Origin of the sequence: Thiocapsa roseopersicina (assembly GCF_900106925.1) — a bacterium.
Taxonomy (GTDB): Bacteria; Pseudomonadota; Gammaproteobacteria; order Chromatiales; family Chromatiaceae; genus Thiocapsa; species Thiocapsa roseopersicina.
Window position 1 is genome coordinate 1 of the sequence record NZ_FNNZ01000048.1, and the last position, 14,428, is coordinate 14,428.

A 14,428-nucleotide genomic window follows, 5' to 3' on the forward strand; every position below is an offset into this window, starting at 1 on the left:
GTGTGGGGAGCATTGCCTATCGGCCGAAGAAACGTGAATTTTTACAGCGTGTTGTAAATCCATATGGCGGAGAGGGTGGGATTCGAACCCACGGAGGGGATGAACCCTCAACGGTTTTCAAGACCGCCGCTTTCGACCGCTCAGCCACCTCTCCGGATCGACCGCCAGGCGCGATCCCGCAGCATTGCCGCGTATCGCGCTCTCGACGGAAGCCACACAAGGATACCGCATGTCCACGGCAGACCCAACCGCCTTGACGCTTGCGCGAGCGACTCCATCAGGTATCCTTCAGGAACTTGGATCGTCCCGCCGAGTCAGACTCGGCAGCTTGAACCTCTCGTAACCGGAGTGACCACACCAATGGCCAACACTGATTTTTCCGTCGCCCGCAGCTCACAGTCGGTCATCTCGACCAACAAGGTGCTCAAGAACACCTACCTGCTGCTCGCCGCTACGCTGGGCTTCAGCGCCTTCACCGCGATGGTGTCAATCGCCCTCGCCGTGCCGAGCTGGATGTACTTGGTCTCAGTGATCGTCGCGATGTTGATGGGCATCTTCGTGCTGCCACGCACGGCCAACTCCTCGAAGGGAATCGGTGTCATCTTCCTGATCACCGGTCTGCTCGGGTTCGGCCTGGGCTCAATCCTATCCATGTACCTCGCCCTTCCGAACGGCCCGCAGACCGTCGGCTTGGCATTCGGCGGAACGGCGGCGATCTTCCTCGGATTGTCGGGCTATGCCCTGACCAGCAAGCGTGACTTCAGCTTCATGGGTGGTTTCATCTTCGCCGGAATGATGGTCGTCATCTTGGCCGTCGTGGCGAATTTGTTTCTCCAGATGCCCGCCTTGTCGCTTGCGATCTCCTCGGCAATCATCCTGCTGATGAGCGGCTTCATCCTGTTCGACACCAGCCGGATCGTACGGGGCGAAGAAACCAACTACATCATGGCGACCTACGGGATCTACCTGTCGATCTTCAACATCTTCATCAGCCTGTTGCAGATTCTCGGAATCATGGGCGATGACTGATTAGCGCCCCTTTTCGGGCACGAACCCCGGCCGAGTGCCGGGGTTTTTGTTTCGGCGCTGCACACCAACCCAATCGACGACCGGAGAGTCAACCCATGGAGCTCGCACTGAAGATCGCCGCCGCCGCGGTGCTCGTCTTGATGCTGTTCTATCTTTGGCCAGCCTACAAACACTGGCAGGAGAACGGCCCGAAGGCGGAAAAAGGGGATTGGCAAGCGGCCATCCTGCCGCTCGGCGCGGTCGCCGCGCTTGTCGTGCTGCTGATCCTGGCGGTGCGCTGAACCACCTCGATGGGCCTTGATCCCGGAAACCACCTAAAGCAAATTCAAATACTTACAGAAGCCCACACCCCGCGTTCTCCGATTGTCGAATCCTCTGAACCGCGTCCGCTCCGACGCCGATCGGACCACGCCGAGCGAAGACACGCGACAAGAGCGCAAGGCTCCCCCGAGACGCGGTTCAATCGGCATACATCGGCCGCTCCGCCGAAAGATTCAGCCACCCCTTGACGACGCGATAGAGTGTCCAGAAGTACACGGCACCCCAGATCAGGAAGCCGATCAGAAACACGCTGGTGACAAGTCCGACGAGACCCCACATCACTTGGAACCAAAAGGTGCGGATCTGCCAGATAAAATGGGATTCGAGCCAAGTGCCCCGCACCTCGGCGAGGCGCAGATAATTGACGACGACCCCGATGACGGATGTCACGCCCAAAATAAACGACAGGGCCTGCAGAAGATAGACGAAGCCGGTCGTGGTCCTGAGTGGATCGGTCGTTTCTGGCTCCGCCGAAACGGGCTGGACGTCGCGGGTCGATTCATCCATCGAGGCTCACCAAGGGCGATATTCAAGTCCGGGGATGGCTTCGCGATCGAAGACCGACGGCAGCTCCCGAATGAGTTGGTCCACCTCTTTGAAATCCATGTGCCGGCCGTAGGATGCCTTGGCCGCATCGATCGGCAACTCGACCCAGTAACGGATGGACCCCGGCTCGCGAAGGATCTGCAGGGTGTTCTCGGCGTGATCGATGATCCCGAGATAATCATCCTCATGCTGCAGGCGAGGCAGCAGTTGCTCGCGGATCTCCCGGCTGCTCACCTCCAGCGCACTCGCAGAAGAGACCGACTCCCCGGAACGCTCGAATAAGTAGTAGACGCGATAGTGCATGGCTGACGATGTCCGCTCTATGTGTGCTGTGACGGTCTGGTCTCGGCACGGCGTACGGCATAAGATGCGCCCGTATCCGCGGTTCTCCGAACCCCCCTCGAGCACGCCGAGCCGGCTCGACCTTCGGCGAATAGGGATCGCCGATCTCTTCCGCGCGGATGGCAAGATCCCGCAATCAGGCGCGCGGCGACCCATGCCTGACCACCCCAGAGCCATTCGGAGACATCGATGTCGGTTCTCAAAATGAAGCTCCACTGGCAGATCCTGATCGCCCTTGTGCTGGCGATCGTCATCGGGCTGCTGATCGAGCGCGACACCGGGCTCTTCGGGGTCACTCTGTACGGGATCTTCGCCTTTTTGGGCGAGCTTTTCCTCAACGCCCTGAAGATGTTGATTGTACCCCTGATCGTGTCGTCGATCATCGTCGGGGTCGCCGGAATCGGCGACTCGAGCAATCTCGGGCGTCTCGGGGGCAAGACTATCGGCTACTACGCGGTGACGAGCCTGCTCGCCATCCTCGTAGGGCTGCTCGTCGTGAACCTGATGCAGCCGGGTGTGGTCGAGGGAACGGCCGAGGAGGTGTTCGGGCTGTCGGCCAGCAAGAGCGACCTGGAGGCCCAATTCGCGGACAAGGGCGCCACCGACATCGTCGAGATCTTCCTGCGCATGGTGCCGACCAATGTCGTCGCGGCAGCAGCGGCGGGGCAGATGCTCGGGCTGATCTTCTTCAGTCTCCTCTACGGCTTCTTCATCACCCGCTTGAAAGGCAATTACGCACAGACGCAGCTCGACTTTTGGAATGGCGTCTTCGAGGTGATGATGAAAATCACCGAGCTGGTGATGCGCTTCGCACCGATCGGGGTCTTCGCACTCGTGGCCAAGACGGTCACGGACACCGGATTGGAGGCGTTCGGGCCGCTCGCGCTCTTTTTCTTCAGCGTCGTGATCGCGCTGGCATTCCACTTCTTCGTGACCCTGCCGCTGCTGCTTTTGATCATCGGCGGGGTCAAGCCGAGCCGCCACTATCGCGCCATGGGCGCCGCGCTGCTCACGGCCTTCTCGACCGCGTCCTCCTCGGCAACGCTCCCCGTCACCATGGAGTGTGTCGAAAAGAACGCCGGGGTCTCGAACCGGACCTCGAGCTTCGTCCTGCCCTTGGGCGCGACGGTCAACATGGACGGGACCGCGCTCTACGAATGCGTCGCCGTCATGTTCATCGCGCAGGCGTACGGGATCGAGTTGGGTTTCTCGACCCAGCTCCTGATCGTGATCCTCGCGCTGCTGACGTCCATCGGCGTAGCCGGCATCCCCGCCGCCAGCCTCGTCGCCATCGCCATCATCCTATCCGCCGTCGGCCTGCCGCTGGAAGGGATCGGCCTGATCCTGGCGGTCGATCGAATCCTGGACATGATGCGCACGGCGGTCAACGTCTTCAGCGACTCCTGCGGTGCCGTCATCATCGCCAAGAGCGAAGGGGAAACCGGCATTCTGGAAAACGACGGGCCGATCCCGGCCAGGGCCTAGTCGCCCCGCTGCTCAGAGCCGCGAAAACGCAATCGCGGCCCGGGGTCGAGGGTCGATCGGTTTCCTTATCCCGACCAATGGAATTACGATAGGGCGCGGGGGCCGAGCCGGGTCACCGACGCGGCGACCGCCCGCGCGCTCCCCGATCATGCCGGCCCCTTCGACCCAGCATCGCGAGCACCGTGTCTGACCTTACCCCCTCCGCCAGCGCCGAGACCACCGCGAAGCTCTTCCGCGGGCGCGTCCTCAAACCGGCCGAAGGCGTCTTCCTGTTCCACCCGAGGGCCATCGAGCGCCTGATCATCGACCACTTGGCGACCGAGGCGCGCGACATCTCGATCCCGGAGCTCGCCTATTACCTGATGCCCGCCACGGCCTTTCTCACGGGCCTGGAATCGGAGAATCCCGAGGCGCTGGCGGTCATCGAGGGGCTCAATCTTCCCGACTATGTAATCCTCTTGCCGATTCCGCCCGAGCAGCGACTCGACCGCGTCGGCTTCACGAGACTGCTGCGCGACTACTGGGCACGGCGTTTCGAGGCCGAGGTCGCGCGCGCCTGGCAGATCGCGCGCGACGACAATCTCGACGGGGATCCGTTCGGCCCGATCGGGCTGACCCGCCGGATCGGCCCGCTCGCCTTGGCCGAGGTGCGCGACATCATGACGCGCGACGGGGTCGTCCCCGCGGGCATCGGCAACGCCTTCATTTGCCGCAGCTTCGTCGCCCTGATCGCCCGATTGCGCTATTTTTCGCCGGGCGCACGCGGTTTCTTCTTTCCGACAATCCGGGATTGGCATGCGCTCGATCTGTGGCTCATCGAGAGCGGACTCGATCTGCCCGGATCGCTGCAGGGCGGGCGGCTCCCGCGACTGCTCGAACATACCCGCCCGGATCACCGCTGCGGCGTGCCCGAGTATCTGCCCCTTCTCCCGTCCGGCCTGCCCTATGGGGAATCGGATCCGGATTTCGCGCGCGCGATCGCGGCCCGGCAGAACCACGAAACGCCGCTCGTCCCGGACGAGCCCGCATCTCCGGACGTCTCGGACACGACGATCTCGTCCCCTGTCGACGAGATCGAGGCACGCTGTCTCGCGGTGCTGCACGAAGCCTCGCAATTGGCCCGACGGGACTGGAAAATGCGTCTCCGGGACATCGCGATCACCCCGGTCGCGCCACTGCTGGATGCTCTGCTCGCCATCCCGGGGCTGCTGAGTCGCAAACGGTCCGAGGCGGGACCCCGCGGGATCTGGCTGGATCTGCATCTGGCCTTGTTCGCCGATGCCGTGCGCAAGGCGCAACGCGCAGAGCACGACGACCATTATGCCGCCGCACTCGTCAACCTGGCCTTGGCCCGGCGACGCTTCATCGCCATGGGCGAGCCCTGCCTGGATGCGCGCGACGCCGTCCGCGCGATCCTCGCGCAACGTGCTGCTGCGGCGCAGAGCACCTTGGCGGATCTGATCGCCGCGAACTCGAAGCTGAACCCGGACACGGCACGCGAGCTGTCTGCCCTGACCGCGCTCTTGGGCGAGGAGGTCATGCGCGCCGGCTCGGCTCGCTCGGCGTATCTGATCCTGCGCGACCTGGAACGAGTTCTGCTCGAGAGCCGCACCACCTACTACCGACTGCGCCCCTTTCGCTGGGCAGCGAGCGGCGGCAAGGAGCGGCTGAGACAGATCCTGCCCTTTCAGGCCCGCCTCAAGGCGCTGCGCGCACTCGAGGTTGCGTCGAGTCGGCTGGAGCAGATCGAGTGGCCTACCCGCGAAGTCGAGCGGTTCTCGGTACCCCTGAAGCGACTCTCGGAGCAGCTTTCCTCGCGTCTCGCCGGCCAGCTCAGACCCCATCTTCGTGCTTCGCTCGAGGAGGCCGGCTTCAACCCGGCCAACCATCGCGAGCAGGTCGCGGCCCACAAGATGCGCGAGGAGCTGCTCGACGTCATCCAGCACCGCCGGCATCTGAAGTTCACCGACGTGCGCGATATCGTCGCACGCAATATCCTGCGTTTGCCTGACCCGACCCTGGAGGAGATTCGCCACGGCGACCGCTTGGCGCATTTCGATCGGATCGCCGCCAAGGCCCTGCCCGGCGTCTACAAGCCGGGCGAATTCTATGTCAAGGGATTGCAGCAGCTCGGCGCACCCCTGTTCGGCACGCCGCGAGGGCGGTTGATCCTGCGCCATCTCATCCTGCCGACCGGCCTGGCCTTCCTGGGACTCAAGACGCTCGACATCCTGGCCGGCCTGATCGCGCCCGAGGGGGGCTCCGTACATTTGGCGCCCCTCTGGCTCGTGCTGCTGATCGCCCTGCTGATCAATGCGTTCGCCTACACCCACGTCGGGCGAGCGATCGCCAAGACGATCTGGCGCGTCGTCTCTTGGACGGTTCGTTTACTGCTTTTCGACGGGATGCGCAGACTGCTGCGCTGGGCGCCGGTCGCGCGGCTCTTGTCGACGAGCCTGATCCGCGGCCTGGATCGCAATCTCGTGCAGCCGCTGTTCATCGGACTGCTGATCGTACTCCCCTTCGTGGGACTCGGTCTGCTGATCGACGGGGTCGAGATCGATTACGGGCTGTCCTTGCTGATCCCGGCCTTTGCGATCGGCACACTCGCGCGCAACACGCCGGCGGGTCGACGCATGCTCGACAATGCCGCAAGCACCGCATGGCAGGTGCTGCGTCGACTGAACCAGACACTGGTGATCGGACTGGTTCGGGAGCTGCTGCATTTCTTCAAGGAGGTGACACGCCGCTTCGAGCAGGGGCTGCATCGGATCGAAGAGTTGTTGAGCCATCAGCTCGGAGAGTCGCGGCTCGCACTTGTCGTGAAGGCATTGTTTGCGCCTGTCTGGAATTTCACCGAGGCGGTCATCCAATTTTACGTGACGGTGCTGGTCGAGCCGCAGGTCAATCCGATCAAGCATTTCCCCTTGGTGACCATCACGCACAAGCTGATGTTGCCCTTCCTGCCGGCACTCACCGGACTGTTGGTTGCACTCACCGAGCCCTTCCTGCCGAAGCTGATCGCCTACCCCTTCGTGACCGTCACCATCCTCCTGTTGCCGGGACTCGCCGGTTTCCTGGTCTGGGAGCTCAAGGAGAACCGGCGCATCTACGCGGCAAATCACGCGGGCACAAACCCGGTCGGACATGAAGCCGCCCGGATCGAGGCGGTGCGCCGATCCGATCTGTCGAGCACACCGATCGAGCCGGCCGTGATCGGCAGCCACGGCGAGACCATGCGCGGGATGCTCCGCCGCGGTTTTCACAGCGGAACACTGCCGAAGGCGTTCGACCGGCTCAGGCGCGTGCTGCGCGAAGAGATCCGCGACGAGGTCCCCTACCCCCATCGGCTCAGAGAGGCGCAGCGTCGCCTCGCCGAGGTCGAACGCGCACTCTGTGTCTTCTGCGATCGGGAGTTGGGCTATGCCCTGCGCCGCCGTTGCGCCGAGCCGAACTGCGGACTGGTCCGTGTCGAGACCGGACGGCCGCGTCTGTCGAGCAACGCCTTCGATCTGACCCTGGAGCTTTACGCCGCGGACACCGCGGATGATCGGCCGATCGAGCTGCGGCTCTGTGTCTATCTGGAGGAGCCCGATCTCTTCCTGAAGGTCGAGGTGAGCGGACCGAAAGATGAGCTCGGCGCACCCTGTTGGGCGCTGGTTCGATCCGATCTCGAGGTGTTCAGCGGTCGTGCGGGGGTCAAGCAGGCGCCGTCGGCGGTTTAGGGCTTCCTGCCTCCCGCTTTCAGCTTTCAGAGCCGTAGGTTGGCCAAAGCGTAGCGTGCCCAACCTACGAACTCGGTTCAACGCCACGGTGGCACGCCCTCCTGACGTCGGCGCACGATTGCGGCATCGGAGCGGGGGCTTTGCGCCTACATCGCCATTCCTTTTTCGGGTGCCGGCGGTGTTGGGCACGCTGCGCTTTGCCCAACGGGGATCGGCGTGCGCTATCAGCTTGCAGCTTGCCGCGGGGAGATGCTCGCAGTCCGCCGCTTTCGGGCTAACGTCGATTGCGACCGCCCGTGCTGCGATTGGGCAGCTCGAGCAGGAAGCGACCGGCGTTGGCCAACTGTCTGCGCACCAACGACCAGTTCTCCTCGCGTTTTCGCGCGTCTTGGCAGCGCAGCAGACGCGAGCGTTGCGCGGCGTCCAGCCGATCGAGGATGGCCGCCCAGAGGACGTCGTCGACGTTGTAGACCCGCCCTCCGGCGAGACAGACCGGGATGACGCTCGCGATCGGGACTGCAAGATCGGCCGACACAACCTCGACGGCAGCCAAGATACTCTCGGCCTTAAGGCTCTTCGGCTCGGCCAAGTCATAGGGCGGTAGCCATTCGCGGACCGGGCGCAGCCGATCAATATGGCTGAGCACGACGAGGACCGGCGGCGGACGGCGGGTCAGCCGCTCGGCAAAGGCGGCCCGCAAGCTATCCAGGGTCTCGCGATCGGCGTGACGATCGGGACGATCGGCGGCACTGACCCAGAGGATCATATCGGCGTCGCCCGCCGCCGTGCGCAGGGTCTGCTCGTCCATCGCGTCGGATCCTGGCGTGTCGTAAATCAGGGCGAGATCGAGCCCTTCGCGTGCCAGCCGGTAGGGCGTGAGCATCTTGGTCGTGTCGGGCAGCAGATCGGTCGCCACGCGTAGTTGGCCGAACAGGGCGTTGATCAGACTGGACTTACCGGCGTTCGAGCGGCCCAAAACCAGGATCCGCAAGGGCTCGCCGGCCGGCTCGTCGGATGCGTCGGACGCGCGCAGATCACGCTCGGATAACGCGGTGGGGCGAGCCTCGGGAGAAGCGTCGGACAGCAGGAGCCGTCCGCTGTAGAGCTCGATCGCATAGGCGCCGACCTTGCGCACGTACTCCTTGAGGATCCAACCATAGAGCTCGTCCTGGGCCAAGGCGTAGCCACGACCGCGCAGTTGGGCCAATGCCTCGGTCAGGAAGGCATTGGCAGGATTCACGACCCACTGTCCGGCGCGATACAGCCCCAGCAGGCGATCCGCAAAGGGCTTCCAGCGATAGGCGCGCATCAGCGAGCCCACGGTGAGCCGGTGGCTGAAGGGGATATGGTCCGTGATAGTCTCGCGCAGATCGCGGCTCGCGCGTTCGACGATCAGGAGCGTGTGCGGCACGGTCAGCTCCAACAAGGGCTCGTCGACATCGGGATGAAAATGCCGAGCGACACGCTCAAGCGTCTGCTGCCCCAAGACCCCGAGCCGATCGCCCTCCCCGATCGGCCAGTCCTCGGGTTTGGTCTGCGCAGCCAGGTCCTCGACCAGCGCCCAGGCGCCGTCGGCGGCAGGCGGCCAATCGGGATCCGGCTCGGTTTCCGCGGCGAGGAGCAACCGGCGCTCATGGCGATGCAGCCAAGCCTGCAGACCATACCCGGCCGCGCTGAAGAGGACGAGCGCGACCAGCCAGTAGCGCATCGCCTCGACCTGCCACAGCCAGAGCAGGCCTAGCGGCAGGAGCGCCGCGACGGGAACCGCCCACAGCACAAGTGCAAGGAGGCGCATGCGATCGATACGGCTCAGGAGTTTCTTCATGGCCGATCCGATTTCACCAAGTCTTTGAGCAGGGCCGCGCCGTTGTCGAAACCTTCGGCAAAGGTGCGGCGCACCCCCTCTGCGTCCGCGGGCAGCCCCCGGCGTCGGCGATTGAAGTGAAAGCCGGCGGCCTTGCCGAGTGCATAGGTCGTCGCACCGCTGGCGGTCGCGCCCCAGATAGCACCGGCCGTTTGGCCCCACACCGGAATCAGCTTGACCACGGCCCGGCCCGCACTGCGCGCGGCATAGGCCACACCGATGCCGGTTCCGAGCAGACCCAGAAACTCGAGGATGGCGCGGCGGTCCCAATCCTGGCCGTAGAGCGCGGCGAGGCTTTGCAGCATCTTCGCCTGGATTGCCGGCACGCCGACCAGATCCACCAAGGGAATCGCACCGACACCTGCCGCCGCGATCGCGTAGCCGACGATGTGCGGATGGGCGGATCTGGCATAGGCGTCGCGCACCCCGGCATCGCTGCGCAGCAGGGCTTGAAGGCGCAGCGACGAGACCCCGTCGATTGCCTGCCACAAGGCATCCAGACCGTAGTCCGACGGCTCGAATCCGTCCTCGGGTAGCGTCAGATCGATCGGCACCCAACGCACCGGGATCTCGCCCGGCAGTACGCCGAGTCGATCGCGTTGCGCCCTTAGCGCACGGACGAGATCGACCGGGACGGCCTCCGCCCAGTCGTCGTCCTCGAAGGGATAGGGCAAAGGATGCTCGCCGTCCGGCGGATAGGCATCGTGCAGCCCGGTCTGTGCAATTACCAAGGGCCATTCCGGGTGGCGACCGCGCACCTGCCGCAGAACCTCCAAGACATCGTCTTGGCGGATGTCGGTCGCCTTCATCACGGCCAACAGCAGGTGCGCCTGCGATTCGCAGTAGTGAATGTCGGCGCTCGGATCGTAGGCGACCTCGCCGAGACCACGGGTATCGAGGAAGCGCACCAGGGGCGCCTCCGCCGGAAAGTCGTAGAGCCGCGTGGTCGCCGTACAGGGCTGGAATCCGTTGCCGATCTCGGCCAGTCCGCTCCCGGTCAGCGCGCGGATGATGGAGGTCTTGCCGGACTGGGTCTTGCCGATCAGCCAGACCACCGGGAGCGGGTGACGCGCGCGGGCCTCGCGCAAGGCCGCGCCGAGGCTTGCATCGTCAACCCGCGGCTCGAGCAACGCGTCGCGCAATCCGCGCCAGCGATCCGACCACCGTGTCCAGGGATTACGCATCAGCACCTCGATCCCGACTCTCCGATGAAACAGCGACGCAAGCGAACCTTGCGCCGCCGGCAGCCCGACCCGGCTCGCCCCCTTTCGGCTCGGGCGATTTCCCGATCCTGTGCAATAATTCCTGCCGACGCCGGATGAGCAGCCCCCACCGGCCCTGCGTCGACTCACGTGAACCCCGCACGCCGCCGACTCGGACTCATGCGAGGCCGACGTCCCGGCGGGAACGGCGCATGTCATGCCGGACAGGGTTCACACACCACTCATTATCGCCGAGATGTCTCTCACATGCCCCCATCGTCGCTGTCGCCGATCAATCTACTCGACACGCTGTACCCGCCGGCCCGGCAGGGTCGCTCGATCAAAGACATCGGCCGGATGCTCTTGTCGGCGTCGATGATCGCCGGCCTGATCCTCTGCAGCGACGCCTTCGCCGCGAGTCAGCAGCACGGCTCCGGCACCCCCGGTCCGAAGATCAATTCAGCGAGCGCGCTGATCGTCGACGAGCAGGGCAACCGGATCTACGGTAAGAATACCCGCGAGGTCAAACCCATCGCCTCCGTCACCAAGCTCATGACCGCGATGGTGGTCCTGGATTCCGGCGTCTCGCTGGATGCACCCATTACCATCACGGAGGCGGATCGCGACACCCTGCGCCACAGCCGCTCGCGCCTGCGGATCGGTCAAGCGACCTTGTCGCGCCGCGAGATGCTGATGGTCGCGCTCATGTCCTCGGACAATCGCGCCGCCGCCGCACTCGCGCGGACCTCGCCGGGCGGGACCCCGCAATTCGTCGCGGCCATGAACCGCAAGGCCCAAGCGCTCGGGATGCACGATACCTCCTTTGCCGACAGCAGCGGGCTGGACAACCGCAACCGCTCCACGGCCGAGGATCTGGTCAAGATGGTCCGCGCTTCCGCTCAATACCCGTTGATCCGCGAAGCCGGATCACGCGGGGAAATGACGGTTCATCCCTTCGCCGGCCAGGGTGCCTTGGAGTACCGCAACACCAATCCGTTGGTACGCAACCCGGAATGGCATGTCGAGGTGAGCAAGACCGGGTTCATCAACGAGGCCGGACATTGCCTGGTGATGCAGACCCGGATCGGCGGTCGGCGACTCTATGTCGTCTTCCTGGACGCCGTCGGAAAGCTCACGCCGGTCGGCGACTCCAATCGCCTGCGCACCTGGCTCGTCGGTGGACAACGCATCGCCGGGAATTGAGCACGCGACGAATCCTATCGATGTACCCGGGAGAACGTTTCAACAGCATCTCGCACCTGGTCGGCGCGGCCCTCGCGCTGATCGGCGTGGCCGTGCTCGTGACCGTTGCCGGAATTCAGGGCGGTGCGGTGCGCATCGTGAGCTTCAGCGTCTACGGCGCCACGCTTTTCCTGCTCTACCTCTTCTCGACCCTGTATCACAGCCTGCGGGGCCGGGCCAAACGGGTCTTCAAGATCCTCGACCATGCGGCCATCTATCTGCTGATCGCCGGCACCTACACCCCGTTCAGTCTCCTTGTACTGAAAGGTCAAACAGGATGGTGGATGTTCGGCGCCATCTGGACCCTTGCCGGGATCGGCATCCTGATCGACAGCATTCCGCATCGAGGGCGGCGGATCCTGCCGATGATCATCTATCTGACGATGGGCTGGCTCATCGTCTTCGCCCTCGAGCCGCTGCTCGCGACCCTACCGCCGGCCGGCGTCCGAGGGCTTCTTGCCGGCGGTCTCTTCTACACCTTCGGCGTCGTCTTCTACGCACTCGACAGCCGCTTCTCCTGGTCGCACGGCGTTTGGCATCTCTTCGTGCTCGCCGGCAGCATCAGCCACTATCTGACGATCCTGTTCTTTCTCTGACCCCGACCCCGCCGCGGTCGAGTCGAGTGCAGCCGCCATCACGACGCGATTGCGACCCTGCTGCTTCGCGCGGCAACGTCTCGTCCAGGTAACGGCGATTGAAGAGACCGGTCAGCGTGTCGCGGACGGCCTGGTCGCGTAACGCGTCTTGGATGCGGCGGCGCTCGCTGATGTCCCGCGCCAGACGGCATGCGTACTCGACCCCGCCAAACAAGATGTGGTCGAACGGTACCTGTCAGTCGCACGACATCGCCGGCCGCATCCTGTTCGGGTGTCCCGATGGTGATAATGGAGCGCTCCTCCCCGCCGGGCCGCCGAATCGTCAATTCAAGTTGATAAGGTTTCGCCTTGCGCAATGCGTCCCTGATGGCACGATCCAGACGCGGCCAGTCCGCCGGAGCAACGATCTCCCGATGCGCCTCGTAGCTCGGTGAACCCTTGCTCGGATCAAGACCCCAAATCCGATACATGCCTTCCGACCAGATCACTTGCCGGGTCACAGCATCGAAGCTCCAGCTGCCCAGCTGGGCGGTCCGTTGCGCCCAGAGAAGGTCCCGCTCGCGCTCTCTCAGGTGTGCGTATTCGCCTCATCCGCCACCCGCAGGGCATCGCCGACCCGCCGGTGGCTCACGACAAGCACGCCCACCGGAAACGCCAGAAGGAGGCTGGATAGGGTACCGACCAAGGCAACCACGGTTGACTCTCGGGAGATCTGCTCGGCCAAGAAATGCTGACTCGGCACGACCTGGATCGACCAACGATGGCCGCCGAGCTCGATCTGCTGGCTGGCTTGGATCCCCGACGCGGACGTCGTCGCGCCATCCGCATTGCTGCTCGCAAAGAGCAAACCCTCTCGGGTCGGTCGGTCGCCGTCGTAGACCGAAACCTTGAACGCATCGCCGAGACCCTCGTGGCCGACTGCGTCGAGCACGCCGTGCATCAAATCACCCACTCGCAGCGGCGCGAAGGCCCAACCGAGCAAATTCGAGCGCCGAGACGCGGCGTCGACCGCGGTCAAGCCCGAGAACACGGGTTCGAAGATCAGAAAGCCGGGCTGTCGGTCGGCGGTGGATTGCTGTACCAGCGTGACCTTGCCGGACAGGGCCGCCTCCCCGCTGTCGCGAGCGCGGCTCGCCGCCTCCCACCGGACTGGATCCGGAGACATGTCGTAGCCGAAGGCACTCAGGTTCTCGCCCGAGAAGGGCTCGAGATAGTGAACGGCGGTATAGAAGGGGCGCTCGCCTTCGGGCCGGATGCGGTAATCGGAATAGCCCTCCGCTCGGACCGCATCGAGATGCGCTGCCAGGCGATCCGCCGGAATGAAGCGAGAGAAACCGATCCCTTGCATGCCTGGATAATGGTCGGCAAAGCCAAGCCCCTCGACATACCGTCGGAACTCCTCGCGCGTCACGTCGGTCGAGGCATCGCCCGCTGCGTCGCCGAAACGCGCTAACCCAACCAGCGAGGACAGCGCGCTACCACCGTCGGAGGCTTCATTTCACGAACACTCATCTGAACCGCGTCGACTCCCACCTCACGCGGATCCAGCAGCGCCGATGCCACTCGGCCCGGCGCACGCCCGACAAGACGCGGTTCAGTCTCAATGAAAATGATGCACGAACCTCAGATTGAACCTGGAGCCCTCGGGGCGGTTCTCCGCCTCCGTCTCCCAATAGGCGTTGACGAAGAGATGGTCGTGCTTGGAGAAGTGGTAGACGAGACCGGGCCCGATGCCGACGACCTGCTCCTCGCTGTCGCGCACACTTCTACCATCGATCTTGCTCTCGGTGAACTGCTTGAGAAAATAGCCGTTGATGCCGATGCGAAGACGATTCGGCAGCACCTCGTAGGCACTCGCGAAATTGGCATGGATGGCTTGGCCGGCTTGGGTGTCGTTGGCCCCGAGCGGCTTGTAGGGATCCTCGTTCTCGGCGTTCCAGAGATAGTGCAGACGCCATGAGGCCGTCCATTTCGGCGCCAGTGAGTACGGCCACCTTCCCTGATGGGTTTTTCCTCTTAAATCGTCAACTTGTATGAGGGAGAGCGGTGGGCCTCCCTCGGGGTGCTTGAACAACA

Annotated in this window: 13 protein-coding genes and 1 tRNA gene; 6 read left to right on the forward strand and 8 right to left on the reverse strand. The window is 64.2% G+C overall.

The features are described 5' to 3' along the window. Positions 1–64: 64 nt before the first annotated feature. Positions 65–154: transfer RNA gene (locus tag BLV04_RS23315), tRNA-Ser, on the reverse strand. Positions 155–360: 206 nt separating this feature from the next. On the opposite strand from BLV04_RS23315, the gene BLV04_RS23320 reads away from it, so the two are divergent. Together BLV04_RS23320 and BLV04_RS23325 are read left to right on the forward strand one after the other, a co-directional pair. Further along, positions 361–1,029 (forward strand): Bax inhibitor-1/YccA family protein, encoded by a 669-nt coding sequence (locus BLV04_RS23320; RefSeq protein WP_093038416.1) that lies wholly within the window; start codon positions 361–363, stop codon positions 1,027–1,029. A gap of 95 nt (positions 1,030–1,124) precedes the next feature. Then, a complete protein-coding gene (locus tag BLV04_RS23325) occupies positions 1,125–1,310 on the forward strand; it encodes a hypothetical protein (protein WP_093038418.1) in 186 nt (61 codons plus the stop codon). A gap of 178 nt (positions 1,311–1,488) precedes the next feature. On the opposite strand, the gene BLV04_RS23330 is transcribed toward BLV04_RS23325, so the two are convergent. After that, entirely contained in the window at positions 1,489–1,857 is a 369-nt protein-coding gene (locus BLV04_RS23330; RefSeq protein ID WP_093038420.1) for a DUF4870 family protein, read from the reverse strand. A gap of 6 nt (positions 1,858–1,863) precedes the next feature. Then, on the reverse strand, positions 1,864–2,199 hold the full coding sequence (locus BLV04_RS23335; protein ID WP_093038422.1) for a hypothetical protein: 336 nt from the start codon (positions 2,197–2,199) through the stop codon (positions 1,864–1,866). A gap of 228 nt (positions 2,200–2,427) precedes the next feature. On the opposite strand from BLV04_RS23335, the gene BLV04_RS23340 reads away from it, so the two are divergent. Both BLV04_RS23340 and BLV04_RS23345 read left to right on the forward strand, forming a co-directional pair. After that, positions 2,428–3,723: a dicarboxylate/amino acid:cation symporter gene (locus BLV04_RS23340; protein ID WP_175534779.1), complete on the forward strand. Its 1,296-nt coding sequence runs from the start codon at positions 2,428–2,430 to the stop codon at positions 3,721–3,723. A gap of 182 nt (positions 3,724–3,905) precedes the next feature. Then, positions 3,906–7,448 (forward strand): hypothetical protein, encoded by a 3,543-nt coding sequence (locus BLV04_RS23345; protein WP_093038424.1) that lies wholly within the window; start codon positions 3,906–3,908, stop codon positions 7,446–7,448. 274 nt (positions 7,449–7,722) lie between these two features. Here BLV04_RS23345 and BLV04_RS23350 read toward each other — a convergent pair whose 3' ends face one another. Together BLV04_RS23350 and BLV04_RS23355 are read right to left on the reverse strand one after the other, a co-directional pair. Beyond that, positions 7,723–9,273: a GTPase family protein gene (locus tag BLV04_RS23350; RefSeq protein ID WP_093038426.1), complete on the reverse strand. Its 1,551-nt coding sequence runs from the start codon at positions 9,271–9,273 to the stop codon at positions 7,723–7,725. Further along, complete coding sequence (locus tag BLV04_RS23355) at positions 9,270–10,496, reverse strand: YcjF family protein (RefSeq protein WP_093038428.1); 1,227 nt, start codon at positions 10,494–10,496, stop codon at positions 9,270–9,272. The genes BLV04_RS23350 and BLV04_RS23355 overlap by 4 nt, the downstream gene beginning before the upstream one ends. Positions 10,497–10,781: 285 nt before the next feature. Between BLV04_RS23355 and pbpG the strand changes: the two genes are divergently transcribed. Then, positions 10,782–11,717: a D-alanyl-D-alanine endopeptidase gene (gene pbpG / locus BLV04_RS23360; RefSeq protein ID WP_093038430.1), complete on the forward strand. Its 936-nt coding sequence runs from the start codon at positions 10,782–10,784 to the stop codon at positions 11,715–11,717. A 20-nt stretch (positions 11,718–11,737) separates the two neighbouring features. Further along, positions 11,738–12,352: a PAQR family membrane homeostasis protein TrhA gene (gene trhA / locus BLV04_RS23365; protein ID WP_093038432.1), complete on the forward strand. Its 615-nt coding sequence runs from the start codon at positions 11,738–11,740 to the stop codon at positions 12,350–12,352. A 38-nt stretch (positions 12,353–12,390) separates the two neighbouring features. On the opposite strand, the gene BLV04_RS26145 is transcribed toward trhA, so the two are convergent. The 3 genes from BLV04_RS26145 to BLV04_RS23380 form a co-directional block, all read right to left on the reverse strand. Further along, positions 12,391–12,852: a PAS domain-containing protein gene (locus BLV04_RS26145; RefSeq protein ID WP_139192029.1), complete on the reverse strand. Its 462-nt coding sequence runs from the start codon at positions 12,850–12,852 to the stop codon at positions 12,391–12,393. 68 nt (positions 12,853–12,920) lie between these two features. Further along, entirely contained in the window at positions 12,921–13,763 is an 843-nt protein-coding gene (locus BLV04_RS23375; protein WP_175534780.1) for a CHASE domain-containing protein, read from the reverse strand. A gap of 189 nt (positions 13,764–13,952) precedes the next feature. Then, the coding region (locus BLV04_RS23380; RefSeq protein WP_245732013.1) for a SphA family protein at positions 13,953–14,428 on the reverse strand (476 nt) is incomplete at its 5' end.